This is a genomic window from Carnobacterium maltaromaticum DSM 20342, assembly GCF_000744945.1.
Taxonomy (GTDB): domain Bacteria; phylum Bacillota; class Bacilli; order Lactobacillales; family Carnobacteriaceae; genus Carnobacterium; species Carnobacterium maltaromaticum.
This window is the reverse complement of the sequence record NZ_JQMX01000001.1, coordinates 2,771,158-2,797,201: the sequence shown is the minus strand read 5'-3', so window position 1 is coordinate 2,797,201 and position 26,044 is coordinate 2,771,158. Positions and strand designations below refer to the sequence as shown.

The 26,044-nt window shown below is 34.6% G+C and carries 24 protein-coding genes; 3 read left to right on the top strand and 21 right to left on the bottom strand.

Annotated features, from left to right (window positions below; genetic code table 11):
- Positions 1 to 23: 23 nt before the first annotated feature.
- Positions 24 to 1,385 (top strand): TrkH family potassium uptake protein, encoded by a 1,362-nt coding sequence (locus BR77_RS13125; RefSeq protein ID WP_035065317.1) that lies wholly within the window; start codon positions 24 to 26, stop codon positions 1,383 to 1,385.
- 46 nt (positions 1,386 to 1,431) lie between these two features.
- On the opposite strand, the gene BR77_RS13120 is transcribed toward BR77_RS13125, so the two are convergent.
- The 20 genes from BR77_RS13120 to BR77_RS13025 form a co-directional block, all read right to left on the bottom strand.
- Positions 1,432 to 1,965, bottom strand: a complete 534-nt coding sequence (locus BR77_RS13120; protein WP_015077556.1) for a GNAT family N-acetyltransferase — start codon at positions 1,963 to 1,965, stop codon at positions 1,432 to 1,434.
- A 15-nt stretch (positions 1,966 to 1,980) separates the two neighbouring features.
- Positions 1,981 to 2,445, bottom strand: a complete 465-nt coding sequence (gene tsaE / locus BR77_RS13115; RefSeq protein WP_010052696.1) for a tRNA (adenosine(37)-N6)-threonylcarbamoyltransferase complex ATPase subunit type 1 TsaE — start codon at positions 2,443 to 2,445, stop codon at positions 1,981 to 1,983.
- 22 nt (positions 2,446 to 2,467) lie between these two features.
- Positions 2,468 to 2,962 (bottom strand): NUDIX hydrolase, encoded by a 495-nt coding sequence (locus tag BR77_RS13110; protein WP_015077557.1) that lies wholly within the window; start codon positions 2,960 to 2,962, stop codon positions 2,468 to 2,470.
- 16 nt (positions 2,963 to 2,978) lie between these two features.
- Entirely contained in the window at positions 2,979 to 3,662 is a 684-nt protein-coding gene (locus BR77_RS13105) for a Dph6-related ATP pyrophosphatase (protein WP_015077558.1), read from the bottom strand.
- Positions 3,652 to 4,530 (bottom strand): 16S rRNA (cytidine(1402)-2'-O)-methyltransferase, encoded by an 879-nt coding sequence (gene rsmI / locus BR77_RS13100; RefSeq protein WP_015077559.1) that lies wholly within the window; start codon positions 4,528 to 4,530, stop codon positions 3,652 to 3,654. Before rsmI ends, BR77_RS13105 begins: the two co-directional genes overlap by 11 nt.
- Positions 4,502 to 4,861, bottom strand: a complete 360-nt coding sequence (locus BR77_RS13095; RefSeq protein WP_015077560.1) for a GIY-YIG nuclease family protein — start codon at positions 4,859 to 4,861, stop codon at positions 4,502 to 4,504. Before BR77_RS13095 ends, rsmI begins: the two co-directional genes overlap by 29 nt.
- Positions 4,845 to 5,600: a tRNA1(Val) (adenine(37)-N6)-methyltransferase gene (locus BR77_RS13090; protein ID WP_015077561.1), complete on the bottom strand. Its 756-nt coding sequence runs from the start codon at positions 5,598 to 5,600 to the stop codon at positions 4,845 to 4,847. The genes BR77_RS13095 and BR77_RS13090 overlap by 17 nt, the downstream gene beginning before the upstream one ends.
- Before the next feature lie 133 nt (positions 5,601 to 5,733).
- Entirely contained in the window at positions 5,734 to 6,714 is a 981-nt protein-coding gene (locus tag BR77_RS13085; RefSeq protein ID WP_015077562.1) for an NAD(P)H-quinone oxidoreductase, read from the bottom strand.
- Positions 6,715 to 6,975: 261 nt separating this feature from the next.
- Positions 6,976 to 7,758: an ABC transporter ATP-binding protein gene (locus BR77_RS13080; protein ID WP_015077563.1), complete on the bottom strand. Its 783-nt coding sequence runs from the start codon at positions 7,756 to 7,758 to the stop codon at positions 6,976 to 6,978.
- Positions 7,759 to 8,223: 465 nt separating this feature from the next.
- Complete coding sequence (locus tag BR77_RS13075) at positions 8,224 to 9,066, bottom strand: class C sortase (RefSeq protein ID WP_015077564.1); 843 nt, start codon at positions 9,064 to 9,066, stop codon at positions 8,224 to 8,226.
- Between the two features lie 32 nt (positions 9,067 to 9,098).
- Complete coding sequence (locus BR77_RS13070) at positions 9,099 to 10,955, bottom strand: SpaH/EbpB family LPXTG-anchored major pilin (RefSeq protein WP_015077565.1); 1,857 nt, start codon at positions 10,953 to 10,955, stop codon at positions 9,099 to 9,101.
- A complete protein-coding gene (locus BR77_RS13065) occupies positions 10,952 to 12,475 on the bottom strand; it encodes a pilin N-terminal domain-containing protein (RefSeq protein WP_035065312.1) in 1,524 nt (507 codons plus the stop codon). The genes BR77_RS13070 and BR77_RS13065 overlap by 4 nt, the downstream gene beginning before the upstream one ends.
- Positions 12,472 to 16,233 carry a vWA domain-containing protein gene (locus tag BR77_RS13060; protein WP_035065309.1) on the bottom strand — a complete coding sequence of 1,254 codons (3,762 nt, stop codon included), beginning with the start codon at positions 16,231 to 16,233 and terminating at the stop codon, positions 12,472 to 12,474. The genes BR77_RS13065 and BR77_RS13060 overlap by 4 nt, the downstream gene beginning before the upstream one ends.
- 1,277 nt (positions 16,234 to 17,510) lie before the next feature.
- The gene (locus BR77_RS13055) at positions 17,511 to 17,867 is read right to left on the bottom strand and encodes an MmcQ/YjbR family DNA-binding protein (RefSeq protein WP_015077569.1); all 357 of its coding nucleotides are present in this window, start codon (positions 17,865 to 17,867) and stop codon (positions 17,511 to 17,513) included.
- Between the two features lie 38 nt (positions 17,868 to 17,905).
- A complete protein-coding gene (locus BR77_RS13050) occupies positions 17,906 to 18,415 on the bottom strand; it encodes a DinB family protein (protein WP_015077570.1) in 510 nt (169 codons plus the stop codon).
- 256 nt (positions 18,416 to 18,671) lie between these two features.
- Positions 18,672 to 20,888, bottom strand: coding sequence for a heavy metal translocating P-type ATPase (locus BR77_RS13045; RefSeq protein WP_015077571.1), 2,217 nt, complete (start codon positions 20,886 to 20,888; stop codon positions 18,672 to 18,674).
- Between the two features lies 1 nt (position 20,889).
- A complete protein-coding gene (gene copZ, locus BR77_RS13040; protein WP_035065306.1) occupies positions 20,890 to 21,099 on the bottom strand; it encodes a copper chaperone CopZ in 210 nt (69 codons plus the stop codon).
- 195 nt (positions 21,100 to 21,294) lie between these two features.
- Positions 21,295 to 21,645, bottom strand: coding sequence for a DUF2200 domain-containing protein (locus tag BR77_RS13035; RefSeq protein ID WP_015077573.1), 351 nt, complete (start codon positions 21,643 to 21,645; stop codon positions 21,295 to 21,297).
- Positions 21,646 to 21,693: 48 nt separating this feature from the next.
- Positions 21,694 to 22,794: a YncE family protein gene (locus BR77_RS13030; protein ID WP_015077574.1), complete on the bottom strand. Its 1,101-nt coding sequence runs from the start codon at positions 22,792 to 22,794 to the stop codon at positions 21,694 to 21,696.
- Between the two features lie 106 nt (positions 22,795 to 22,900).
- Positions 22,901 to 23,665 (bottom strand): tyrosine-protein phosphatase, encoded by a 765-nt coding sequence (locus BR77_RS13025; RefSeq protein ID WP_010052639.1) that lies wholly within the window; start codon positions 23,663 to 23,665, stop codon positions 22,901 to 22,903.
- Between the two features lie 222 nt (positions 23,666 to 23,887).
- Here BR77_RS13025 and BR77_RS13020 point away from each other — a divergent pair, with 222 nt between their 5' ends.
- Positions 23,888 to 24,160: a hypothetical protein gene (locus BR77_RS13020; protein WP_015077575.1), complete on the top strand. Its 273-nt coding sequence runs from the start codon at positions 23,888 to 23,890 to the stop codon at positions 24,158 to 24,160.
- 89 nt (positions 24,161 to 24,249) lie between these two features.
- Complete coding sequence (locus BR77_RS13015) at positions 24,250 to 24,636, top strand: hypothetical protein (RefSeq protein WP_016356648.1); 387 nt, start codon at positions 24,250 to 24,252, stop codon at positions 24,634 to 24,636.
- A 106-nt stretch (positions 24,637 to 24,742) separates the two neighbouring features.
- Here BR77_RS13015 and BR77_RS13010 read toward each other — a convergent pair whose 3' ends face one another.
- Positions 24,743 to 25,891, bottom strand: a complete 1,149-nt coding sequence (locus BR77_RS13010) for a cation:proton antiporter (protein WP_010052634.1) — start codon at positions 25,889 to 25,891, stop codon at positions 24,743 to 24,745.
- Between the last annotated feature and the right edge of the window lie 153 nt (positions 25,892 to 26,044).

Sequence of the window (26,044 nt, the reverse complement as noted above, 5' to 3'; positions counted from 1 at the left end):
ACTTCTAATACAAGGTCAGTCCCATTCATAAAAAACGTCGTTTAAAGAGGCCTCGTTGGCAACTGTTACCTTCTCAATTTTTGGCACTAGGGTTCCTAAGTACTATTTTTATTGGTGGTATCCTACTTTCGTTGCCCTTTGCTTCACAATCAAATCAAGCAACGAATCTGTTAGATGCTTTTTTCACAGCCACTTCTGCTGTTTGTGTAACCGGCTTAACCACTTTAAATACAGCGGTACATTGGAGTTTAGCGGGTAAATTAATTATTATGCTCTTAATTGAAATTGGTGGATTAGGGTTTATGTCTTTTACGATTATTATTCTCCTTGCATCACGTAAAAAAATTAATTTCCGTACCCGAATTATTATGAAAGAAGCCTTAAATACGAACCAACTTTCCGGAGGCGTTAATTTTATTATCTATATTCTAAAATTTTCAGTTGGTCTGCAATTATTGGCTGCTTGCCTTTTAAGTATTGATTTTATTCCTCGTTACGGTTTAGCTAAAGGAGCTTTTTTCAGCCTCTTTCATTCCGTTTCCGCTTTTTGTAATGCTGGATTTGATTTATTCGGAAATAGCTTAGAGTCTTTCCAAAAAAATCCTTTGGTACTTGGCGTTTTAAGTTTCTTGATTATTGCTGGCGGACTTGGATTTATTGTCTGGCGTGATTTATTGACGTATCGAAAAAATAAGCGTCTTTCTTTTCACTCTAAGCTAACCTTAAGAGTCACTTTTATTTTATTAATTGGTGGTTTTTTATTCTTTTTACTAACTGAACAAAACTTATCGCACTTAAAAGATTTAACATTTGGCGAGCGGTTAATGAATACTTTTTTCCTAACCGTTACGCCTCGTACAGCTGGATTTAATAGTGTTTCTTTTTCAGGTTTATCACAAGCGAGTATTTTATTAAGCTGTTTTTTAATGTATATAGGAGGATCATCCGGATCAACAGCTGGCGGAATCAAAACAACGACTCTTGGTATTCTAGTGATGCATGCTTATTCTGTTTTTAAAGGTGAAGAGCGCACTCAATTTTCAGGACGTTCGATTAATCCGACACTAATCAATCGAGCTTTTGTCTTGTTATTCATTACAATGACTGTCATCACTACGGCTATCATTACTCTAAGTATCACAGAAACGATTCCACCTGATTTTGGCATTGAGTATATTGTATTTGAAGTCTTTTCAGCCTTTGGTACAGTTGGAGTCACCTTAGGATTAACACCCCAACTTACAGCAATCGGCAAAATTATCATAATGGCTCTAATGTTTACAGGACGTATAGGCATGTTTACTTTCTTATTATCCATTATAAAACGAACAAATCAAGCAAATACAAAAATAAAGTACCCAGAAGAAAATGTCATTATTGGTTAGCAAAAAAGGAAGAATCAGCAGAAACTTAACTGCTATTCTTCCTTTTTTAATCGATTCCATCAATCATTTTACTCATAAGACAGACATCTAAATATTCACCATCTTCAAAAACACCTCGTGGCATAATAGCTTCTTCATTGAAGCCTAGTTTCTGATAGACGTGAATAGCTCGTTGATTGCGAGCTTGAACCGTTAATTCCAATCGACGAATAATCCCTGTCTCTTGGCTCCAATAAATTAGCTCATCCACTAAATTCGTTCCTAATCCAAATCCCCAGTAGTCTTTAGCAACTGCTACTCCAATTTCACCAATATGGCGTAATTTCGGTTTATTACTTGCTGATATTGATCCTGTAGCAATCACTTTATCACCTAATAGTGCGACCAATAAAATATTATTTTCAGATTCTAAGATTCGCTCTAAATTAATCGCTTCTTCTGCTGAACTAATATTCAAGCCTTCCGCTCCCATTGATAAAAAGCCTGTTTCTACTGCTGCTGACTCTAGGAAACGAATAATCTCTCCTGCATCTTCAGGTAACGCTTCACGAAGGACAATATCTATTTTTTCTTGCGTCATATCGAATCCCCCTTCTTAAAAAACTTTTTCAAGTTCTGCTAACATCTGGCTATAATGAGTTCCTGTAGCCGTAAAAATTAGTTCCCTTTGCTCTAAATTTGCACCTGTTGGAATTAAATTAATTTTTAAATAATCTTTGGGTAAATCCTCTGGAATAAAAGTGGCCCATTCGACAATTGAAACCCCATCACCTTGAAAATATTCTTCCAAACCTAACTCAGTACCACCAGTTTCTTCTAAACGATAGACATCCATATGATACAAAGGTAAACGACCTTCTGTATATTCACGAATAATTGTGTACGTGGGACTTTTAATCACTCGCTTAATTCCTAAACCTTCGGCAAGTCCTTTAGTAAATGTTGTTTTCCCTGCACCCAAATTACCTTCCAATAGAATAACATCTCCAGCAGTTAAATACTCAGCTAATTTAGCAGCTATTGCGCGAGTCTCTTGTTCATTATTTGCATTTAATTTCATATCTATTCTCCTTTTCATGGCTCTATTCGTGGTTAATAAGATGAACAGGGCACTCAGGTAAATTTACTAAGTAATTTGTTAAGATTTCTGGTCGAAAATTCAAATTCACTAATTCGGTTAAAGGAACCCAACTATAGTTTAATTTATCAATTTCAGCCCCATGAAACTTCTGTCCAATTTGAAAAGGAATCTTCGTGCTACTTTCCAATTGATAATACATCGAAATTTCATGAAAATGACGTTGACTACCTGTTCTGTGATTGACAAAGAAATTTTCAATTAGTGCAATTAAGCGTGTTCCATTAACTTCCAGCCCTAACTCTTCCAGCCATTCACGTTCTACCCCAATTTTTGAGTCTTCTCCAACTTTAACACGTCCACCAGGTAACACCCAATAGTCTTCTTTTTCATAATATTCCAAAAGAATAGCCGCTTCTTGAATCAAAATTCCGGCAGCACGATGATTAAAGGTAAAATCACCAACTTGTACAGTTAAATCTTCACTCCTTAACTCCATCTTATACCTCCTGGCTTTACTGAATATTTAATGAATAACAATACTCATTTTCATAAATTCCAATCGTTTCAAATTCAACTGGCTTTTTAAATAAAGGTCCATCAACAACAAAAGTATGATATTCACCATTTTCACCGCAGACATCTAGCTCATTTTCTCTCAAAAAAGTAACAATTTCAGTATTTAAAGTTTTACCTAGTAACTCTTGAGGAATGGAATAACTTTTACTAATCGTTTTAATCACAGCACTATAGCCCTTATTTAAAAAATCAGCTACACACTTTTCGTGATCTCTCTGCCATAAGGGCAATAACGGAATCAGTCCTGCCTCAGTTGCCGTATCCTCATCCCATTTCCGATTCTCGGCTCCATCAATATCTCCAAATCCACAATACTCAGCCCCTAAAGCCTTCGCTTCTTCCAAACCTTTAATAAATTCAGTTTGATACGATCTTGCATCACTACGAATTTTCAACAAAGGAATCCCTAAACTTTCAGCAACTGCTTCTAATAAAGGTTCACTAATTCCATGAAACCAAGAACGCTCCACATCTAAATTAATCGCTGTTACTAAACAAACTGGTTGATAACCTATTTCAATTAGCTCATGTAAAGCTAGCATGCTGTCTTTTCCACCACTGTAACTAAAACACATTTTCCCTTTAGCTTTTTGCGAAGGATTCAGCTCATTAAATTTCATGATAAGCACCATAGACTTCTTGTTTTTTTAATTCACGAATTTTAGCCACTTCTTTAATTGCCGTTTTACTAGGCACATCTAGTTCAGTCATTAATAGCTCTACATGTTCTTTTAAACTAAGAGCTTCCCAAGAACGATCTGTTTCAGCTAGGAGACTTCCATGATGATTGCCTTCAATAATTAAACAAAATTCTCCTCGAACTTCATTTTCCGTGGCCCATTCTAAAGCTTCTACTAACGTTCCGCGAATAAATTCTTCAAATTTTTTCGTTAATTCACGACAACAAACTATTTTACGATCTTCACCAAAAACACCAATCATCGCTTTTAACACTTCCTTTAACCGATGAGGAGATTCATATAAAATCAAGGTTTCAGGACGCTGATTTAGCTCTTCTAAGGCGGCCAATTGGTCTTTCTTCTTTCTTGGTAAAAATCCATAAAAATAGAAAGGTTGGGGAGCTAAACCTGAAGCGATTAAAGCTGTTAAACCTGCATTGGCTCCTGGAAGTGGTACAACCGGAATATCGGCTTCGATACATGCAACAACTAATTCATGCCCCGGATCACTAATTGAGGGCATGCCAGCATCGCTAACTTGTGCAATCGATAAACCTGCTTCTAATTTTTCAATTAACTGTCCAATTCGTTCTTGCGTATTATGTTCATGGAAGCTAATTTGACTGGTTGTAATGTCAAAATAATTTAATAATTTTTGCGTATTTCGGGTATCTTCTGAAGCAATTAAATCCACCTCTTTTAAGAGACGAATGCCACGAATTGTCATATCTTCTAAATTGCCAATTGGCGTTGGAATTAAATACAACATTCCTCTACTTTCATCCTGAAAGCTCTTTTGACTTTGCATTACTAGACTCCTCCTCGATTCCATCTAAATTAACTAGACATTTTTGCTTTGGGTTAAGCGGAAATTCAACCCCTGCCGCTTGTAAAAATTGAACTTTTTTAGCACGAGTTTGCTTCTTAAACGCATACTCAGCCTTGGTCGCAGCGCTTCGACTACTAAACCCCTCTGCATAAATCATTTTTAACGGTCTGCGATAACTCGGTTTCGTATACTTTGCTCCAATGCCATCATTATGCTCTTTTTCTCTACGGCTTAAATCTGTCGTGTACCCACCATAAAAACTTCCGTCCTTACAGCAAAGTACATAAAAATAACTAATTTTCGCTTCCATACATAATCTCACTTATCTCAGGTAAATACGTATTTTCCTCACTATAAACAACTAGTGGGGGCATCACTCGAAAACCTGTTTCTTTTCCATCTTTAATTCCTTCAATCAACAAAATATTCGCTTCGCGTCCCACTTTTGGATAAACAAGTTGCATACGCTTAGGAGCCAAACGATTTCGCTTCATTGCTTCTAAAATTTCTATTAAACGATCTGGACGATGAACAAAATAAGCTTTGCCATTCATTTTCAATAAGTCGCTTGTAACAGCCATTACTTCATTTAAGTTCGTATGAATTTCATGACGAGCAATAGCTAAATGTGGATTAGGGTTTTTCTTACTTGTCACTGGAGAAGAAAAATAAGGTGGATTACAGGTCACTACATCGACAGAATCCTTGGCAATCCATTTTGTTGCATCTTTCAAATCAGCTTGTATAATTGAGACTTGCTCTTCTAATTGATTTAATTGAATACTACGCTGAGCCATGTCAGCTAAACGCTCTTGAAGTTCGATTCCAATGATTGGGCTTTGCGTTTTTTCACTTAATAATAGACCTACAGCACCATTTCCAGCACATAAATCAACAATTTTCCCACGATTATTGTAAGGTAAGTTAGCAAAATGAGCTAATAATACCGCGTCTAATGAGTAAGAAAAAACCGTTGGACTTTGAATAATATCTAAATTAGCCCGAACTAAACGATCAATTCGCTCATCTTCTTTTAACCATTTTTCCAACTCTTTTCACTTCCTTATGCCTTGATTGTCGCCATTTATTATAGCACACTACTCCTTCTTTTGTATCTGCTCTTTCACACAAAAATATCAGTAAACTAAGCCTGTAAGCTTGTGTTTACTGATTGTTTTTTGGTTAATACATTTTTAAAATAAGTTTTCCAATATTTTGGTTGTTTTCCATATATTGATGCGCATGTTGAACATCTGTTAGTGGAAAAACAGTATCAATAATTGGTTTAATCTTTTTATCCATAAAATAAGGAAAAACTTTTTCCATAAATTCATTTGTTAACTTAGCTTTGTAGGCATCGCTACGTGGCGTTAATAACGTTCCTTTTAGACTGATTCGTTTTTGCATTAAATCTCTTAAATTGATTTGTTCAATCATAGTTCCACCAAGTGTTCCAATTAGAACCCAGCGACCATCCGTGCCAATGCTAGCTAAATTTTGGTCCCAATAACTAGCTCCAACAAAATCTAAAATGACATCTGCACCCTGTCCATCCGTTTTAGCTAAAACTTCCTTAGCAAAATCTTCTGTACGGTAATTAATGCCATAGTCCGCACCTAAACGTAAACAAAAATCCAACTTTTCTTGAGATCCTGCTGTGACAATCACTTTGGCATTAGTCAATTGTTTAGCCAATTGAATCGCGGCAGTTCCAACTCCACTAGCACCAGCATGAATTAAGACTGTTTCGTTTTCTTTAAGTTCACCTAACCAATACAAAGTTTGATAAGCCGTTAAAAAAACTTCTGGTAACCCTGCCGCTTCTTCAAAATCTAAATTTTCTGGAATCAACATCGCTCTTTCACTAGGTATAACTGCATAATTAGCATAACCGCCATGATTCACTAGTCCACAAACCTTAGCCCCCGGTTGGAAACGTTGATCCTGACTATGATTTTCAATGACTACTCCTGCAATTTCAACACCTAAAATAGGATAAGGCGCAGTTAAATTTTTATTTTCTCTTGTAACGATATCTGTTCGGTTCACTGCCGTAGCTTTGACTTCAATGAGTAATTCTCCCGTTTTAGCTATGGGCATGTCTATATCTACTACTTTTAACACATCATAACTACCAGGTTTTTCCATTTTAATTGCCTGCATTTTATCGTCTCCCTAATAAAAAGTTTGTTGAGCCGGTTAGCTCTGACAAGAAAATAGGAAAAATTGATAGGACGTTTTTTGTCCTCTCGAATTTTTATCTTTTTCTCGAAGAGTTGGCTCATAAGAACTGGCCTTGATAAAAAGTTTGTTGAGCCGGTTAGCTCTATCAAAAGATCGTTGAGTTGGCTCATAAGAACTGGATTTCGACTCTAACCTACCTTTATTGTACCATAGCTCTCATCTAAACAAGTAGCCTAACCCTTAAAGTCTGCGATTCAAATACGTGGTAACTTGTCCATCTTTTTGCAATTCAACATTTATTTCTTCTTCAAAGAAAGCACTTAATGAGTCTTTCGTTATTAATTCCTGCGTTGCGCCTTTAGCAAAAATTTCGCCAGACTTTAAAAGCAGCATTTTGTCAAAGCTAGGCAATAGTTCTTCTGTGTGATGGGTAATATAAAGTAACGTCGTTTGTGGGGCATGGCGAGCTAAGATATCAATATGATTCAACAAATTACGTTTAGCGACTAAATCTAATCCAGTACAAGGCTCATCTAAAATAAGTAATTTCGGTTCCGCCATCAACGCTCGAGCAATTAAAATCAATTGTCGTTGCCCTTGAGAACAGACTTCATATTTTTTCCCTATTAAATGTTCACCACCAGAAGCAATCAATTGCGTTTTAGCCTCATTCATTAATTCCTCAGTCGCTAGAACATGTAACCCTATGGTAGCAAATTTCCCACTTGCAACAATTTCTTCAGCTGTTTCATGCTCATACAATCGTTGTTGCAAAGCCGAGCTAACCCAACCAATGGATCGTCGTAAATCAGGCAAAGAAGTTTTTCCAAACACCTCATCTAGTACTGTAATTTGACCTTTGGTGGCCCACATATAGCCATTAATTAATTGCATGAGCGTTGTTTTTCCAGAACCATTTAAACCAAGGATACCCCAACGTTCACCGGCCTTTACTTGCCAATTAATATTTTTCAATATCCATTGTCCTTGCTTTTTAAACCAAACATTTTGAAATTCAAACATCTAATCCCTCCAATTAAATTTGACTTGTAACGTTATTATAATTAAGAGTAGCATACAATTGTCTGTTTTTTCAAAGTTATTATGAATTACGTATGATTTAATAACTATCGACTCATCTTGATAGAAATGAACAATATGGTCGTTACTTCGAAAATGTTTATTCACTTATAAAAAATTATTAATTATATCTGTTTACTATAGAGTTTTCCAATAAGAGATTAAGCTTACATCCCTATATTTGATTTTCTATGTAAGGATATAGATAGAGCTAACAAAATCCTACAATATTTTAACCTATCTTAAAAACATAAATTAAGTTTTAATATTTTTAAACAAAAAAAGAGCAGCTAAAAAAGCAACTACTCCCAAAAGTTCCATTCATTTTGGAATCGAAATTATATGGAACTTCCATATTTAATGCAACAAATTATTTTTAATTACTCTTTTATAAACAACTTTGCCAGCCTATCTATTTCCAACTTTGATTTTTCTAACAGTAAAGAAAATAACGCTACAAAAAATGATCAAGCAGAATGTAATGAGCAATAATTGTCCTCTATTTCTTTCATGCTCTGATTTTTTAACGTCCTCCTTCAGTTCCTCTGTATAAGGTATTCGATGTCCTCTAACCAATAGACGATGGGAATTGACCATAAACGGCGTACATGTCATTAAAGTAACATAGTCTTGCTCATCCACCACACGCAACAGTTCGATATCATCTGGTTCAATAACCGAAATTTTATCTACTTTATAAGCATGTTTTTCTTGAGCTATCGTGATAATAAACGTATCACCCATGACTAATTTGGGCAAATCAGTAAACAGCTTGGCAGTCTCTAATCCCCTATGGGCAGAAAGTACAGCATGTGTTCCCATTCCTCCGATAGGATAAGAAGTCCCTTCCAATAAGCCAGCTCCTTTTTCCAGTAATAGATCGTTGGTACCATTAAATACTGGCACTTTTACTTTAATTTTAGGAATATTAAGGTAAGCAATTGTTTGCTGTTCATAAAAATTTTTCTCTGGCTTTTCTGATTCTTTTTTCTTAGTTGAAAAAGGATCCGCACCAATCACTTGGTTATTTGCATCCTTTAACAATTGCTCATTTTTCTCTACCCACTTCTTTTTAGCCGCTTCCATCTCTGTTTCATTTTTTTTATTTGCTTGATTTTGATACGTTTCAATTAATTTATCATCAAGATAATTGTTCAAACCGTTAGAAACAAAGGGGTAAAGAACCAATAATAAGCCAAATAGAAAAAGTGCTCCAATAAAGATTGAGGATAGCTTTACTCTGCTTTTCATTATTCTTCCCCCTGTCTCAACAAACTATTAATCTAAGCTATTCTTCTCTTTACATACCAAACACCTGAAAGAATCATTGCCAAAACACCTATTCCAATAATGACATAAATTCCCATTCCACCAGTAACAGGTAGCGTCCCTTTGTGTTTATTGACAACGTTTGTTGTTAGGATTGACTCCCCATCATAATAACTATTTGCATTTACCGTGAAGGATATTCTATTGGTTAATTTTACATAACCTGTTGGAGGAGTTACTTCTTCTAGCCAGTATGTTCCTGCCTTTAGCCCAACAATATCAATCACACCTGTAGAATCTGTCAAAAATTCTCTTCGTTCACTGGAATTACCTGTCCATGTTGTTGATGTCACTTGTCCTGTCGTAACTACCTGTTTTAAATAGTTAGCTGTATTTGAATCTGATGATCGAACAATGAATGTTGTTCCTGCCAAAGGGATGTTATTATTATCTGCATCCACTTTAATAAATCGTTTACCATATGTCATAACTGATTCTGATGTTGTTGAAGCAGTTGATAAATTAGTCGTTACTGTAGCTGCATTTTCATAACCTTGCTCAAGAACCGAGGTGCCATTCAAATCCATGTTGTAGGTAAAAACAAGATTATTCTTGCCTGCCAACAATGCTTGAAAACCTGCATTTAGTTGGACTGTAAACCCAGTTGCAGTTGGTATCACAGTATAGGCACTGCTATTAATTGTTGTCGTATCTGCTTTTAGGACATAACCAGTAGATTCAAAAGTTAGTTGAGAAGCATGAGTATCTATAATTTCAAAGCTCGTATAACGATTCGTATTGTCAGAAAGCTCATCTGCAATTCCCAACGGGATGGGTACAGTAATCTTGTAAGGGATTGATTCACCAATATTGTAATCATAATCATTATTTGTATTTTTACCCGTCACCTTCGCAATAGCCATACCATCATTTTTCACCGCATCTGCTCCAGTAAATGAAGCATTTAGTGAATTAGTTGTGATTGTAAATGGATGGTTCACTGTTTGAGCATTGATAATTCCATGATTAACAGGAGCAACTACCTCTGTGAAATAATAGTCTCCAAATTCTAGACCATCTGCAAAAAATGAACCTGAAGTTATTGTAAATTGTTTTGCTAAAGCAGGATCTGTAGTCCACTCAATGATACCGTCTACTTTTAATACTTTGTAATATTCCGTACCTGAAATACCATAATCTCCTTTTCTATGAATCACAAATTTTGCTCCATCTACAGATAAATCAGGAATTGTTGATTTCTTTTCAACAATTAGACTCCCTCTAATAACCACATTTTTAGGATATAAATGGATGGTCTGTAATTCGGTATCCCCGTATAGCAGTTTACCATCGGATGTTCCTGTCACCTCATACACAGGAAATGCTACAACCATATTTGCAGCTTTATTTGCCCCTTCTTTTGTTGTTTCAGTGACCAAATACACTAAATTTTTACCATTATCATCGACAGAGGGTAAATTGAATGATAAATAGCCATCCTCTGAACCATTTGCATCAGTTAAGCCTGTAGCCACAGCTGTTTTCCCGCTAATATCTGTAGTTGCTACCACCGCTTGAGCATTTTCTACTGTATTTCCAGCTGTTATAGCATCATAAAATTCTGTTGAAACATCATAAACTTTAAATTCAATTCCATTCAATCCATCTACACTGTCAAATACAGGCATTTGTTGCCCAGTATTTTGAACATTTGCTTGGGTCTCAGAAAATTTCTTTTTGTGTAAAATAATCGTTCTGGCTTCTGCTGCCTCAACTTTCACATCTAACTTTTCACCAAATCCCAATACCACTAGTAATGAAAAAATAACTAAGCCTACCAATTTATACATACTAATTCTATTCTTCTTCATTTCTTTCTCCTCCTTATCAGATAAAAAATTGTAGTACATAAAAGTATGCTTCCTATTACAATAATACTTGTAGAGATTACATCACCCATTTGTGGAAGATTCTCTCCATGTAACTGTTTTGGTACGTCAGGTACCTCTGATTCCTTTGTTATTTTTGCATTTACAATCATCAACGGACTCGTTGCTTGATATCCTATGTGATAAGAACCCGATTCTATAGTAAAAGAGATCTCTTCATCTAGAATTTTATAGCCATCAGGGGCTTTTATTTCTACTAACTTGTAACTCCCATATGCTAATCCTTTAATAGAAAAATTACCGTTTTCATCTGATGTTAGCTGATAGGCATCGCTCTTATTACTACTCCATTTAAAAGTTCCATTTTTTTCAACCAGATAGCTTCCTTCCCAATTTTTCACAAGAAATGTTGCTAACGCTAGCCCTTTACTTTGCTCGTTCATATCTTTTTTCACAAAATGTTTTCCACCGTTCTCAACTGAAGGTGCTTCGGAAATAACTTCTGGCAGTTGGCTTCCTTCAAATAATGTGGATAAACGGACTGCATTGTCATATGGTACATCTGGTACAGCAGAGTCTGATAACCTCAACTGATAAACTACTTTCACTTTAGAACCAGCTGTAATCCCCCTTTCTCGCAAAATTTCCCCTGTAGCTTCCAAGGACAGCTTATTATTTTTTATATCCTCGATAAAAGTAAAGATGTCTTTTTTTTCTACATTGTTTATATAAACCCGAAGAGAACCTGACACATAATCCAATGGTTCATCATAGATATCTAACAATGTATATTTTGATAAATACATTGTGTTCGTAGGAATAGTCGATTCAATAACATATTCAATTGGTTCACCGTATGAAAAATTTTGCTTTTTCTCATTCAATTTTTTTGTTAACTGTACTTGATTATGAATGGAGCTCTTAGGATATAAATGAATAAATGGGTCCACTTCATTTACTTCATTAATTGGTAAACTAACAATGAAGACACCTGTATGCTCCAATTCATCCCATATAGGAGAGCTTTCTTCATTAAACAAGTACACACCATATTTCTCTTGACCCTCCACCATTACTAACTCAGGTAAACTCATCCTTGCCACACCTTCACCAAATAGTGGATCAGTTTCCGTTACCGTCTCCGCTACTTTTTTAGTATCTGTTATAAGAGTATGGGCATTTTCCTTTAACTTTATTACTATTTCGTCATTTGTTTTTCCTTCACTAGCCAGTTGCCAATACTCACTACTTACATTATAAACAGCATAAATGGCTCCATTAATCCCTTTTGAGTCCTTTAATTTTGGAGAATTTTCTTGCAACTGAACGTTCTCTTGAATAACAGGAATGTTTTTTTCATTCTGATACACCCGCTTATGAAGAACGAACGTTGCTTCTTTAGAACCTGCTTGAACTTGTTGGAAAGAGATAAACAAAGTCAAAACGATTATCACCATACTAATCATTACAAAGAATGATAAGAGGAATGTTTTTGTCTTCATTGTCTTACGCCCCCCTTTCTACATTTTCGATAGATGTAGATAAAGCTTGCGACCAACATTGCGATTGCTCCCGTAGTAATGGGCACATAAATTCCCATTCCCCCAGTTCTTGGTAGCGGCCGTTTTGGATCATTCGTCACTGTATATTGAATCGTATTGTTCCCTGACCCACTAGTTAACCCCACACTCATTTGACTATTGGTTAATACCGTTCCAGCATAATCAACTATTACTTGACCACTGGTTTTCACTTGAATCGTGAATACACCTGTGATTGGTAAATAGCCTTCTGGTACAGCTGTTTCTTTAACTGTATAGTTTCTTCCAGGAATGAGATTTTGATTAAAATCAACTTTTCCATTTACATCTGATACTTGTTTTTCAACAAAATTCCCACGATAGTAAAGTGAAAATTCAGCTCCTGCTATTCCCTTTTGTAGATTGTCTACTGCTACTTTATTTAGAGAAAGGTTAAAGTTTTTTAACTTATTTTGAACTTTTTTCTCTTCTGGAAGACCCTGCACAATGAACTCCCCATCATTTTTGTTTTTTGTAACAACAAGTGGGATATCACTAATCAAATTATAACCATTTGCGGAACTAACCTCCTTAAGCGTATAATTTCCTGGATAAATATTATTAAAAAGAACTGTTCCATTAGTTGTTGAAGTTACTTCCTGAACAACGGATCCTCCTTGCATTAAATCAAAAGTAACTTGACTTAATGGCGTAACTCCATCATTTCCAACTTTTTTAAAGCTAAACTTCCCTTTTTCATATTTATTAATAACAGTTAAATTTTGTCCAGACAAGGTATACATTTCAGCTGGCACTCCTGCCATATTATACGTAGTCGAAAGAAGAGTATCTGAAACCTTACTTACAGTTGCTTTAAAGGATGGCAAAGCTTGATAGCCATTTAAATCAGTAACCTCTGCAATCGAATGAGTCCCAATTGGAATCCCTGTAAAGGTTACAACTCCACTTGAATTAGATGTAGCTTGAATTTTCCGACCATTAGCTGCCCTTAGTTCAAATACAATATTTGGTAAGGCAGTTAGTCCATCATTATCTAATTTTTTAAACGTTAGATTGGTTGTTATTAATGCGTTTGTAACTGTTAAATTTTGATTTGAATATGTGGGAGTAGCATACCCCGTGGGTCCTGCATTTTCAATCACTTGATACGTGTAACGTTGACCGGTAGAATCAAATTTATCTAGTCCTGTAAACGTATTTTGTAACTGCGTCCCTGTGGCACTTGGCTGAATCGTATAAGTTTCACCAGACACATTCTGGTAACTCCCTCCAGGAACCATTCGTTGCAATTGAAGAGTTACTGGTGTTCTAAGTCCCCACATATTAGTACTATCTGACCAGACTTTCTGTACTGTAATACTAGTTGTTGCTTTGTATCTAGCAGACGGTATAGCGAAATGAAGTCGGTTAGCTGAATCATAGGGCGGTCCACTCATCGTAGTCCCATTTTCAACATAAGTTTCTCCATTTGTTTGCTGGAATAATCCAGATTGATACGGTTCTGAAATTTGTACTTGATAAGAAAAACTTAATCCTTCATTTTTACCAAGATAGATATTGCTCCACTCTAATCCTCTGTCTCCCGCTGATTTTGTTAGCACGACAAACTGTTTAGGATCATTTATTGATGTATCACTCCAAGCGGTTTTACCACTAGGGGCCACTGAAAATGAATTGACTATAGGATTTCCTACAAGTGTAACCCCGTCTCCTAACGGATCAATAATATGAGCATTTTTTACTGTTTTCGTAATACTTGAAGCAATTCGGGCTAGCATACCACCTACCTGATTTTGAGCATCGGCCCCAGAATAATGAGTTGGATCTTTTGCCAAATTTTTCAGCGTATTTCTTCCCATAGTTGAAAGGTTGTCTGAGCCACCAAGTCCTACTCCAATGTTATATAAGGAGAGATTAGCATACTGAGGATCTTGATTAAGCAACCAGTTTTCATAGCCTATTGTATAAACCATTCCATCTTTCGCTGAAGTCGTATCTCCTGTCCCTGCCCATTGATAGCCTGTCCACTGGTATTCAAAGTCAGAAACACCATCTGTTGCTGGAAAGCTCGGATTACCAGACGTAACCGGTCCAAATTTATTTGGGTATTTTTCATTATTTGCAATGAATGAACCATCGTAATTAAACAGTGGTCCAGAACTCACGCCAGGCGTCGTACCATTGTTTGTTGCTAAAAAATCTCCCCAGTTAGAGAAAGCACTTGGTGGGGACCCCACCGGTTTACTTCTTACTTGGACGGGCCGATAATACTTGGTTGGAGCTCCATCACTTAACACGATTAGGTATTTGTCAGCAGAATTTCTCGAACCGTTACCATACAAAGCAGCTAAGCCATTTTGTATACCTAATGCAGTTGGCCTATATCCTAACGGTGCTTTAGAAAGAACACTACTATTGTTAATAGTTGAATAAGATGCTGTTAAAAGTTCCGTATCAGAATAGGGCGTACCGCCATCACCTGCGTTACTTGTTGAGCCGAAGCTAGTCAATCCAATTTTTGCACTTAAACCAGCACCAAACATTTTGTCTGCAAAGTTTCTGACAGCCGCTTGAGTTTGAACGTCTTTTGTAGTTGATCCAAGCATTCCAGACATCGTACTGGATTTATCGATGACTATTACAATATCAATGTGCTTTGAGTTATCAACAGTACCATCACCTATGGCTTCTAGATATACATTGAATAGCGAAGGGTCAGTAATCACACCATTTTGATCTTTAGCTGGTTCTACCCATTTTTTTAAATAAGCACCTGAATAATCATGATAGCCTGTAGTGAAATTTAATGCTTGACCGGACATTGTAGAAGGTTTCGCAATAGCTGGCCTACTTCTACCTGTAATTAATGGTGTACTATCTGCAACTCCGTAATTATAATTCCGAACTTCAGCTCCTTGTCCTGTAACGCTGTTGTGAGTAGGGTATTTCCCCAAAAGATCAGTGACATAGTTAAAAGGGTCCAATACACTTGGATTCGCAAATGCTGGTTGAATCAAGGAGAAAAGCGACTGACCATAAAAAGTTGGATATATGTCATTATCGTTTGCTTTAAGAACTGAAGGAGTTATATCGCTAGTAACTTCTTGTTTCTGAATGACCTTTTCTTCAAAATTTGATATATTTTTATCTTCAGCAATTTGTGAGTTTCCTGTCGATTCTTTTGGAATTTCACTAGTTTGGTCAATTGTCTTTGGAATAATTTGGAAATTTCCATCTGTATTGGCATCAAGAATAATTTTGTTAACTCCATTATCATCGATTTGAGTTAAATTAAGATTAATAAGAACTTGGCCTGCTGCATCGTTTGGTAATTTTGTAGTTGAAAACTCAAATGTATATGAAGCTTCTTCCTTTGATAGTACTGCTTCTTTAAATTGATTCCCTTCACCAGCAATAATAGTATCTGGTAAATCCGATAATTGTGGTGTACCTATGCCTTCACCTTGGGACGATAGTCCTACAGAAAGAATACGATTTTCCATACTTGAATATTTTGTTATTACTAACCTCCAAAAAGTAGTTTTATCCGTCTCGTGATAATCAACTGTAGCTAAAATATCTCCCGTTTTTATCAATTCAACTTTTTCTTTGTTAAGAGATTCTGACTCAGCTTGCATAGTGTAATTTAAAAATATACCTAAAAAACTAGAAATTATAAAAGATAGAATAAAAACAAACCTAACTAATTTCTTACTCATGCATCTCACCCCTTATCATAAAGACATTTCCGAAATAAATATTGCAAATATACTAAAAACTATTTCCTATGATTAACTATTGAAAATTAATAATTTATCTTTTTCTTTCTTACTAAAATATTAATTATCATGATAAAGTAAAGAGCCATAGTAAACTGTATTTCTTACATTTACTATGGCCCTTCAAATTGTAGCGTCAAACCAAGACAACTATCATTTTTAATAAAGGCTTCGATATATAATTTTTCTTCTTAATTACTTACGCTATTCAACTACTAGCTAATGAATAATAGACTTTTTATTAGTGCTGATTTTGTATGAATTACTAGTTATTAAAGACTTAATTCTACCAAAACCACTTAAAAAATTCTCACTATATGATATCGCTTTCATAAAAAAACAAAATGATCACTACTTCACAAAACAGGGAATATTAGCTCTTTCTACTAAAAGCATGCCCTTATTTAGTGTTTAATACTTCTTTAATGCTCATATATTTCGTAAAGTATTCACAATCATATTCACGTTTCCCTTAAAATAACAAAACCATACAACTAAATCCCTATAATTTATTTATTTTTTAGAAATATATTTTTATAAAAAATATTAAAAACTATTGTTAACGACATACTAACACACTTATTTAAAATAAAGAAATGATATCACTTGACATACATAACAAATGAACAATTCTCTTCAACCGTTATATATACGCATGATCAAAATCTGATTAATACGACTATAACAGCTCATACTCAGAAAACGAATGGATTCTAATAGTTATTTATTTGATAAAATATTCGCTAATAGACTTCCCTAAAATAAATTTGTAATGAATATTAACATAAATAATACTGCTAAAATACGCGTAGCTTCTCAAATATAATTGAAAAATAAATAACAAATAAGACAGTTAGTCTTTTGTATCTTATAGTAGTCTATCTAGTAGTTTAACGACCTATACACTTATTTTAGAAATCATTAAGTTAGTGATTGAGTTAAATAAATAAAAAAGACATACCCTTATGTATATTAAAACAACATTTACTCTATTTTATAAGTTAATCAACTGTTTTATACCTTCCTTACTATAATCAATAAATTATAGTCTCTATAGAAAAAAGACATTGCTAAAGTTTTTTAGAGTAACGTAGACTAATCCTAAATAAAAACAGCATGGAAATCATTTTTAAAATGATTTCCATGCTGTTTTATATGTTAAAGTCACTAATAAAGTATACCGATTTCTAAAAAATAGTAGCAAATAATCCGCTGTTCTAACTAGTCATCTTAAAGCTGTTATCAATCATCTCTTTAATTTCTGTGAATTCTGAAATAGAATTCAAATCAATAGATACCCAACGTTCTTTATTCATATGGTACCCTGGATGATATCCTTCTTTTTGTAATAATGCGCCTATTAATTCAGTTTCGACTTTTACATCAAGAATATCTATTAGTTCATCGCTTGCTATACCAATTTTCCTTTTGGATACGTTCATAATAAGTCCATACCACTTATTATTGTCTTTATGTCTTAAAATACAATATGTTGGGAATTTTTTAAACGTCATTTCTGGTTTAGTTTGGTAGTTATTTTCTACATAAGATAAAACTTCTTCTCTAGTAGTCATTTTTCACATCCCATCGTTGAACAGTGATTGCAAGATAGTCATTTAGCAATAACTAATCTTCTTGTATAAACTGCTTGACCAGAGTGCATCACAGCGTCATCAATCGCTGATACTAACCGAATTTCACGTGTAACGGTAGGAGTCCAATTTCTATCAATAATCTCGCCAAGGCTTTCTTCGTTAAGTGTTTTTAAATAGCTAGTTGTAAATACTACACTGGCATTCAAATAATCTAGCAATAGCTTTTTATCTGAAATTAGTACTTTAGCAGCTTCTTCTGGAGTGTGATGCCAATCTTCAGTATCATCAGGTAAATCCAATCCAAATTTTTCTGTCCAGCCATCATTCAACCACAATGGCTGACTCTTATTTAATTCAGAAATTTGATAATCAAGTTCTCGTGCAGTATGCCACATTAACCAAGTAACCGACTTAATCAAAGGAGTTGGAACTGTATTGGCTTCATCTAAAGTCATCTGACTAAGAGTATCTTCAAAACGTTCCTGAGCTCGTACTAAAATATCAACTAATAATTGTATCTGTTTCATTGCCATCATCCTTTTCATTAGTGTGAACTAGTATTATGAATCCGCTAACTCTATACATCAAAGTATATCACTAAGGTTTTATAAAAACAAAGTATTGCACTAGCTACGCTTTTGATTCATTTTCAAACTTGTTACTACATTTACTTCAGTAAATGAGCCCTAATAGTAAAACAAAAACAACATGAAATCACTCTTTTTAAGAATGGATTTCATGCTGTTTTATAAGTTTTATTTTTATTAATTTAAAATCAGTAACTTAAACTTTCGTACGATTTAAAGCTAAAGAATTTAACAATACACTAACCGAACTAAAGGCCATTGCGCCTCCAGCAACGATTGGGTTTAATAAGCCAATAGCGGCAAATGGTATTCCAATTGTATTGTAAATAAACGCCCAGAATAAATTCTGTTTAATTTTTCGCAATGTAACTTTTGATAAATGAATCGTTTTAGGAATATTATTTAAATCGCCATTCATTAAGGTAATATCTGCTGCTTCCATGGCAATATCTGTTCCTGTTCCCATCGCTAAACCAACATTTGCAGTTGCCAAAGCAGGAGCATCATTAATTCCATCCCCTACCATTGCAACAGATAAACCTTTTTCTTGAAGAGATACGACATGATTTGCCTTATCTGCAGGCAATACTTCTGCAAAAATATGTGCAGCATCAATTCCAACTTCGCTTCCGATACTCTCAGCAGTCAGACGATTGTCCCCAGTCAACATATAGACTTCGACGTTCATTTGTTTTAATTTTTGAATTGCTTCTTTAGATGTTTCTTTAATTTGATCTGCCACTGCAATCATAGCCACACATTGATCACCTTTTGCAAAAAGCATAGCCGTTTTCCCGCTACCTTCTAATGCTGTAATTTTTTCAGAAAAATGCGAATAATCACTATGATTTTCATCCATTAAACGTTTCGCACCCATGTACATAGTTTCGCCTTTAATATCACCAGAAATTCCAGATCCAACCAACGCTTTGAAGTTCTCAACAGTCTGCTCTTCACCATTCAATTTTTTCTTGCCATAGTTATAAATAGCTTTACCCAGAGGATGTTCCGAATTTTTCTCTAAAGCCATAATAAAACTTAATAGTTCCTCAGAATTTTCACCTGGTAGCACTTCATAATCAGTTACTTCTGGTTTTCCTTTAGTAATAGTTCCAGTTTTATCTAAAATAATGGCCTGAATTTTAGCAGCTCCTTCTAAAGCTTCGCCACCTTTAATCAAAATTCCATTTTTTGCTCCTAAGCCGGTTCCCACCATAATCGCAGTTGGTGTTGCTAAGCCTAGCGCACAAGGACAAGCAATAACTAAAACAGCCACACTATGAATCAAAGCCAATTCCCAATCACCCGTTAACCAACCGGTAACAATCAGAGTACCTAAAGCAACGACTAACACAATTGGTACGAATATTGCTGAAATTCGATCGGCAATTTGTTGAATCGGCGCTTTACTGCCTTGCGCTTCTTCCACCATTCGAATAATTTGCGATAAAGCTGTCTCGCTTCCAATTTTAGTCGCTTGAAGGACTAACGTTCCATTCGTGTTTACAGTCCCGCCAAAAACAGTATCATCGACTGTTTTTTCTACCGGTAAACTTTCCCCTGTCAGCATACTTTCATCTAACGAAGTTGTTCCTTCAATAATCTTACCATCTACTGGAATCTGTTCACCTGGTTTAATTCGAATCAAATCATATAACTGAACAGACTCAATAGGTACTGTAATTTCTTCACCATCTCGAATAACGACAGCCGTTTTAGCTTGCAACGCCATTAATTGTTTGATAGCAGATCCTGTTCTATTTTTAGCATTGTGCTCTAAATATTTTCCAAGTAGAATCAGCGTAATAATCACAGCACTACTTTCAAAATACAAATCATGGGGACGGTTAGCAATAAAAGCATTATAAATACTCAAAGCATATGCAGCCGTTGTTCCCATTGCAACTAAAACATCCATATTAGGAGAAGCCGCTTTAATCGCTTTGTATGCTCCTTTATAAAAACGCCAACCAATAATAAATTGAACAGGTGTAGCTAGAATAAACTGAACAACCGGAATTTCAAAGAAACCTGTAATCGGATTATGCCACCCTACCAACATAAAAATCATTGAGATAACCATTGGAGCACTTAAAATAGCACTAACTATAAAATCAATTTTTAATCTTTGACTCTTCTTCTCTTTTAACGCAGCCACTTCTTTTTGGTGCTCTTCATCGTAGACAATTGCTCCATACCCTGCAGCTTCAATACTTTTAATAATTTTTGGTAATGTTGTTTCTGCAGGATTATAGGTAACTGTGGCTTTTTCTGTTGCTAAATTGACGTTAGCTAATGTAATCCCAGATTCTTTATTTAATGTTTTTTCAATTGTTTGTGAACAATTCGCACAGGTCATTCCTGTAATTGCTAAAGTTTCCATCGTTGTTTGCTTTTTTTGTGTATTTTCCATTTTAAACCACCTCGGCTTGATAGCCTACTTCAGCAATTTTTTGACTAATTGTTTCATTAGATAATTGTTCCTCTTGATAAGTAACCGTCGCCGTTCCTTTTTTTAAATGCACTTTAACTTTATCTACACCCGCTAATTCTTGGATACCTTTTTCAACCTTGGCTACACAATGAGCACATGTCATCCCTGTAATTTTAAATGTATTTTTCATTTTAACCGCTCCCTTTTTAGTATCTATTTTTGATTCTTTGGATTACGAATGTAAACGACCAACTAACAACAGTTTACATCTGTAATCGATTTATGTCAAGGATAAGTTTTAGGCGCTACATCATTTACTTCTAATTTCACTTTTAAAGAGACAAAAAAGCCACTCAAAATAGCATTTCAAGTGGCTTTCTGATTTTTAAGTTCTTAAAATTTTTTCCATTTTCTTACCTTTCGCTAGTTCATCAATCAATTTATCAAGGTAACGAATTTTTTGCATCAATTCATCTTCAATCTCTTCAACACGATACCCACAGATAACGCCTTTAATCAACGAAACATTCTCATTCATTTGTGGAGCTTCATCAAAAAATGTTTCAAAATCGACTTCCTTATCCACTTGCTCCTGTAAACTTTCTTGATTATATCCGGTTAACCAGAAAATAATTTCATCTACTTCAGCTTTTGTCCGCTCTTTTTTCTCCGCCTTTTTAATATAAAGTGGATATACACTTGCAAAGGACATTGTAAAAATTCTTGGTTTTTTCATCTTCAGTCACTTCCCCTTCTTTTGTAGCATTTAATTTTAAACTATCTTTTAATCCATCAACTTATTTAAATCGGCACTGAGAACACGATCAACCCAAACCTTTTCAATGCCTCGATAAGGTTTAGCTGCAGATTCAAATATAATAAACAATTCATTTTGATACGTTGAAATCTGTTCAGCATGAGCTGGAAAATCACTTATTTTACTAACATCACTATCCAAAAAAACTTCCTTTTCTGCATCATAAGTGAATCTCAGTAATTTAGAATCTTCCAAAGCGCCATAGGATTGAGTAATAAAAAATTGGTTCTTAAAAAAAGTAATTCCTTGTAGCTCTCTTACAACCGTATCCTTCTCATTACTTTTATCTAAATCAATTGTCGTCCGGATTCGTTGCTCTTTCGTTAACTTTCCAGCCATCTTTCCACCTTCATCCACAGGGTATGTTTCTAATCGACCTTCTTCATGATCAGCAAAATATCCCACATAAATAGCTTGATTCCAATAAGTAATAACAGATGCTCGTTTTAGTTGTGGCAATTCTACACGCTGAGAATACTCGATTGGTTGAACTTTCTGATTTAAATCATATTTTTCTAAATTAGCTAATGAAATGGCTACAATTTCAGCCTTGTCTTCATAACGCCCACAAACCCAAATATTTTTCCCCTTAGGATCATAGGTGACTCCTCCAGCGTGAGGTTGGTCTTGCAACACAATTGTTTTTAAGTACTTATGACTGTCTTTATCTAATACAAAAAGAACAGAATTGTGTTCATGGTCATGACAATAAGCTGAAATCAACACATAGCCTTCAACAACTGTCACTCCTTGAGGTGTCATAGACTTGCAATCAACAATCGTATTCGCTTCATTACTCGTAACTGATGTTGTATTCAATAAACCAGGAATTACATACATCCCTATATCTTTAACTGACTCATTTGATTCTACAGCCGCCTTAAATAAATCCGGAAAGTCTTTAAGTACATTCGCCTGCTCTTGATTTTCCGGATAAATTGCAGGTGTTTGATTTGATTCAAGTTTCACATTTGATTCAGAAGAATAATCGGATTTTTTATGATAACAGCCCATTAAAATAACTATACCAACAATGATTAACATTCCTATTTTAACTTTTCCTTTCATCTTAATTCCTCCATTCACTTCTTTCTTTAGTTTAGTCAAAAAGAATCAACTAGGCAAATTTAAAGCATTAAAAAAGACCCACAAAAAATGGGTCTCTTTATCTTTATTAATCTAAATAGTTATGTTTTAGCGCAGCTTGGTCACTTGGAGAAACTTTCAGCCCATTTAAGATATATTCTTGAAATGAACCAAATTCTTGATCGATTGTACGCCAAGCAAATTCAAGATAATCTTGTTTGACACTCATCAAATTATTAAGTCCTTCTAGTTGTGAGTCATTTAAACCTTTTTCTTTCGCTTCAGCTAAAATAAGTTGATTTGCTGCCACACGTTGGATATTTGTTTTAAGGTAATCTTGCATAATATCTTGTCGACTAACACCTAATATTCCCAACAAAATAGCAGCTCCCATACCCGTTCTATCTTTTCCAGCGAAACAATGAAATAGAATTGAGCCTTGCTCATTTTCAATCGATAAGTTCACAAATTCTTGGTAGCCCTTAATTGCATAATCATTAATCACCATATCTTTATAAAGATCGTGCATTCGAGTAATTGACGCATCTGGATTTAAATTATGTAGCATTCCTTTTTCACTAGCTACATTATCTTCTTCTTTTTTCATAATGTCTATATTTGTATAGGCAACATTCTCTAATGAGTCATCTGGCTTCTCTGAAATTTCTTCGGCACTGCGTAAATCAATGATATGTTCTAATTTAAAGTTAGTTGTTAAAATGTTTGCATCCTGATTACTCAACCCAACCACTTCACCTGAACGCAAAAGACGCTTAGGTTGCAGAACTCGACCATCTCCAGTACTGTATCCTCCTAAATCACGAAAATTTACTAATGTTTTTAATTCAGTCAATTTAAATTCCTCCTTCTATTATCAGCTTAATTCTCTATTTTAGTATTCCCTCGAACAAATAAAAAATATATCTCTATCTCTTAGTATAGCGAACCATTTATCCAAATTCAATATAAGAAAAATAGGGTGAAACATTTTCTGATAGACTTTACACTTTAAATAACTATCGGTATAATTAAAACAACTACATAAGATACCGCTTTCAAAAAAGGAGGATTTAACATGATTTCTAATAAAAAAATGGAGAAAAAAGCAAAATTAACAACTCTTTCAATTCTACTTGTATCCATTCTCACTATCACGGTTACCATCTTATTTAAATTTCCTGCTAATGCTGTACTAATCATTTATGGCTTTATTTGTTTAATTACTTTAGGAATGTACCTACTGAATGTCTATAAACATAAGGGGAAATCTGAAAGACTGATTTATCTTTTTGCTTTTTTAATTATCTTATTATTTGCTTTAAATACAATAAAAAGTTTTACTAACTAAATTATAAAGTAGACAATTTACTAAAAAAGCTTTCAACTTTACTAGGTCTAAACGGCTCAACGAACTTTTTATATAAGGAGGAAAATTTCATGAATGGTTATATTTTAAAATCTATGGAGCGGGTTGATTTTCAATTAAGCTCACAAGTGTCAATGCTCGATGAAGCGAATGAGGCTGAAATAGTGCTGACAAAAGCTGCAGAATCAAAACCAGAAATTCAATGGAAAATCGTTTCTTACGGGGAACTTCGTGATTTATTGGCAGAAAATCCGGAAAATGCTACTATTTTTCTCACACGCTATTCTTTACCCTATAAAAATCAGTTAAAAAAAACTTATCCTCTGATAACAATACTAGAAGATAGTGTTAAAGATATCCCTACAAGCAACAAAGCCATCGTAAAATATGAGAATTGGATTATCGGTATTATAGTGGCTACCTTACTTATTTTAATCGCTCTCTCACTCATTAACTAACTCAAAATAAAAGTGCCACATTGCTGATTTTTCTAGCAATGTGGCACCTTTTATCTACCCTCAAATAAGAACTAATGGTATACAAGGAGCTTCTCCCACTATCTCATTAATTTTTATTTTGTTGAATAATGGTGTATTTCAAGAAGAATGGCGCAATAATTGTAGTTAAAATAATGACCATAATAATAGATGAATAATACTCATTACTTAGCAAACTTGAATCCAATCCAAGCTTACTAATGATTAAAGCCATTTCACCTCGAGAAACTAAACCAGCTCCAATAATCGTTGCCGATGACCAACTAAATCCACTTAACTTAGCTCCTAATCCTCCACCAATCAGCTTAGAAAGGACAGCTATCAGCGTTAAGACTAAAATAAACGTGATGTGCTCATTAATTCCAACAAAGGTCATATTTAAACCGATACTAACAAAAAAGACTGGAACAAACAATGCATAGCTAACCGCTTCAATTTTTTCATCAATAATTTTTCTTGATTTTGTTTGTCCAACTGCAATTCCTGCGAAAAAGGCACCAATAATTGCTGCCATGCCCATAAAATCAGCAAAATAAGCAAATAGTAAACAGATGCTAATCCCTGCTGCAATCACGGCTTCTGAAGAAAGCATTTTTTCAGATAAACGCATGATCGTTGGCACAAGCCATTTGTAGGCAATAAATATAATAATAAAGAAGACAATTTTCTTCGTTAATAGCAACCATAATGGATAAGTAGCACTATTTTCATCAAACATACTAATCACAATATTTAGTAGAATAACAACTAACACATCATCTAAAACTGCTGCCCCTAAAATTGTTGCTCCTTCTTTACTATCTAATTTTTTGTATTCTTTTAAAACTTGAACTGAAATACTTAATGAAGTCGCACCAAACAACAGTCCTAAAAACAGTGCATTTTCAGGAACAAATCCCCACAGCATTCCAATTGCAAAACATAGTGTAATTGGAACGAAAACACTTGATGTTGCGACAATAATAGATGGCTTCATATATTTCTTTAAAATGCCTAAATCACTTTCTAAACCTGCCATAAACATTAATAAAATGACTCCAATTTCCGCAAAATCTAACAAAAATGTTGTAGGCAATACCCAACCTAATAGTGCTGGCCCAATAATAATACCAATCAGTAGATCTCCAACTACAGATGGTATGCCCATTCTTGAACAAAAATGACCTGCTACTTTCGTTAAAACTAAAATAATAAATAATGTAAATAAAAACTCCATCTTTCTCCCCCAAATCCTTTTTTGAATTAATAAAAACCTTCAAACAAGTATGTACTTGCTCGTGATACTTATTTAGTATAGCATATAAAAAAGCACTCAACTATTAAAAATAACGTTTTTTATCATTATTTTTAACACTCGTTATATTTTGTG

What these genes read in the sequence shown, in the direction of transcription:
- BR77_RS13070 (WP_015077565.1), bottom strand. Translation starts at nt 10,955, where the DNA reads ATGAAGAAGAATAGAATTAGTATGTATAAATTGGTAGGCTTAGTTATT.
- BR77_RS13045 (WP_015077571.1), bottom strand. Translation starts at nt 20,888, where the DNA reads ATGGAAAATACACAAAAAAAGCAAACAACGATGGAAACTTTAGCAATT.
- BR77_RS13105 (WP_015077558.1), bottom strand. Translation starts at nt 3,662, where the DNA reads ATGAAATTTAATGAGCTGAATCCTTCGCAAAAAGCTAAAGGGAAAATG.
- copZ (WP_035065306.1), bottom strand. Translation starts at nt 21,099, where the DNA reads ATGAAAAATACATTTAAAATTACAGGGATGACATGTGCTCATTGTGTA.
- tsaE (WP_010052696.1), bottom strand. Translation starts at nt 2,445, where the DNA reads ATGAAATTAAATGCAAATAATGAACAAGAGACTCGCGCAATAGCTGCT.
- BR77_RS13085 (WP_015077562.1), bottom strand. Translation starts at nt 6,714, where the DNA reads ATGCAGGCAATTAAAATGGAAAAACCTGGTAGTTATGATGTGTTAAAA.
- BR77_RS13035 (WP_015077573.1), bottom strand. Translation starts at nt 21,645, where the DNA reads ATGAAAAAACCAAGAATTTTTACAATGTCCTTTGCAAGTGTATATCCA.
- BR77_RS13110 (WP_015077557.1), bottom strand. Translation starts at nt 2,962, where the DNA reads ATGGAGTTAAGGAGTGAAGATTTAACTGTACAAGTTGGTGATTTTACC.
- BR77_RS13060 (WP_035065309.1), bottom strand. Translation starts at nt 16,233, where the DNA reads ATGAGTAAGAAATTAGTTAGGTTTGTTTTTATTCTATCTTTTATAATT.
- BR77_RS13050 (WP_015077570.1), bottom strand. Translation starts at nt 18,415, where the DNA reads ATGAAACAGATACAATTATTAGTTGATATTTTAGTACGAGCTCAGGAA.
- BR77_RS13080 (WP_015077563.1), bottom strand. Translation starts at nt 7,758, where the DNA reads ATGTTTGAATTTCAAAATGTTTGGTTTAAAAAGCAAGGACAATGGATA.
- BR77_RS13120 (WP_015077556.1), bottom strand. Translation starts at nt 1,965, where the DNA reads ATGACGCAAGAAAAAATAGATATTGTCCTTCGTGAAGCGTTACCTGAA.
- BR77_RS13020 (WP_015077575.1), top strand. Translation starts at nt 23,888, where the DNA reads ATGATTTCTAATAAAAAAATGGAGAAAAAAGCAAAATTAACAACTCTT.
- rsmI (WP_015077559.1), bottom strand. Translation starts at nt 4,530, where the DNA reads ATGCAAAGTCAAAAGAGCTTTCAGGATGAAAGTAGAGGAATGTTGTAT.
- BR77_RS13075 (WP_015077564.1), bottom strand. Translation starts at nt 9,066, where the DNA reads ATGAAAAGCAGAGTAAAGCTATCCTCAATCTTTATTGGAGCACTTTTT.
- BR77_RS13055 (WP_015077569.1), bottom strand. Translation starts at nt 17,867, where the DNA reads ATGACTACTAGAGAAGAAGTTTTATCTTATGTAGAAAATAACTACCAA.
- BR77_RS13095 (WP_015077560.1), bottom strand. Translation starts at nt 4,861, where the DNA reads ATGGAAGCGAAAATTAGTTATTTTTATGTACTTTGCTGTAAGGACGGA.
- BR77_RS13010 (WP_010052634.1), bottom strand. Translation starts at nt 25,891, where the DNA reads ATGGAGTTTTTATTTACATTATTTATTATTTTAGTTTTAACGAAAGTA.
- BR77_RS13015 (WP_016356648.1), top strand. Translation starts at nt 24,250, where the DNA reads ATGAATGGTTATATTTTAAAATCTATGGAGCGGGTTGATTTTCAATTA.
- BR77_RS13065 (WP_035065312.1), bottom strand. Translation starts at nt 12,475, where the DNA reads ATGAAGACAAAAACATTCCTCTTATCATTCTTTGTAATGATTAGTATG.
- BR77_RS13030 (WP_015077574.1), bottom strand. Translation starts at nt 22,794, where the DNA reads ATGAAAGGAAAAGTTAAAATAGGAATGTTAATCATTGTTGGTATAGTT.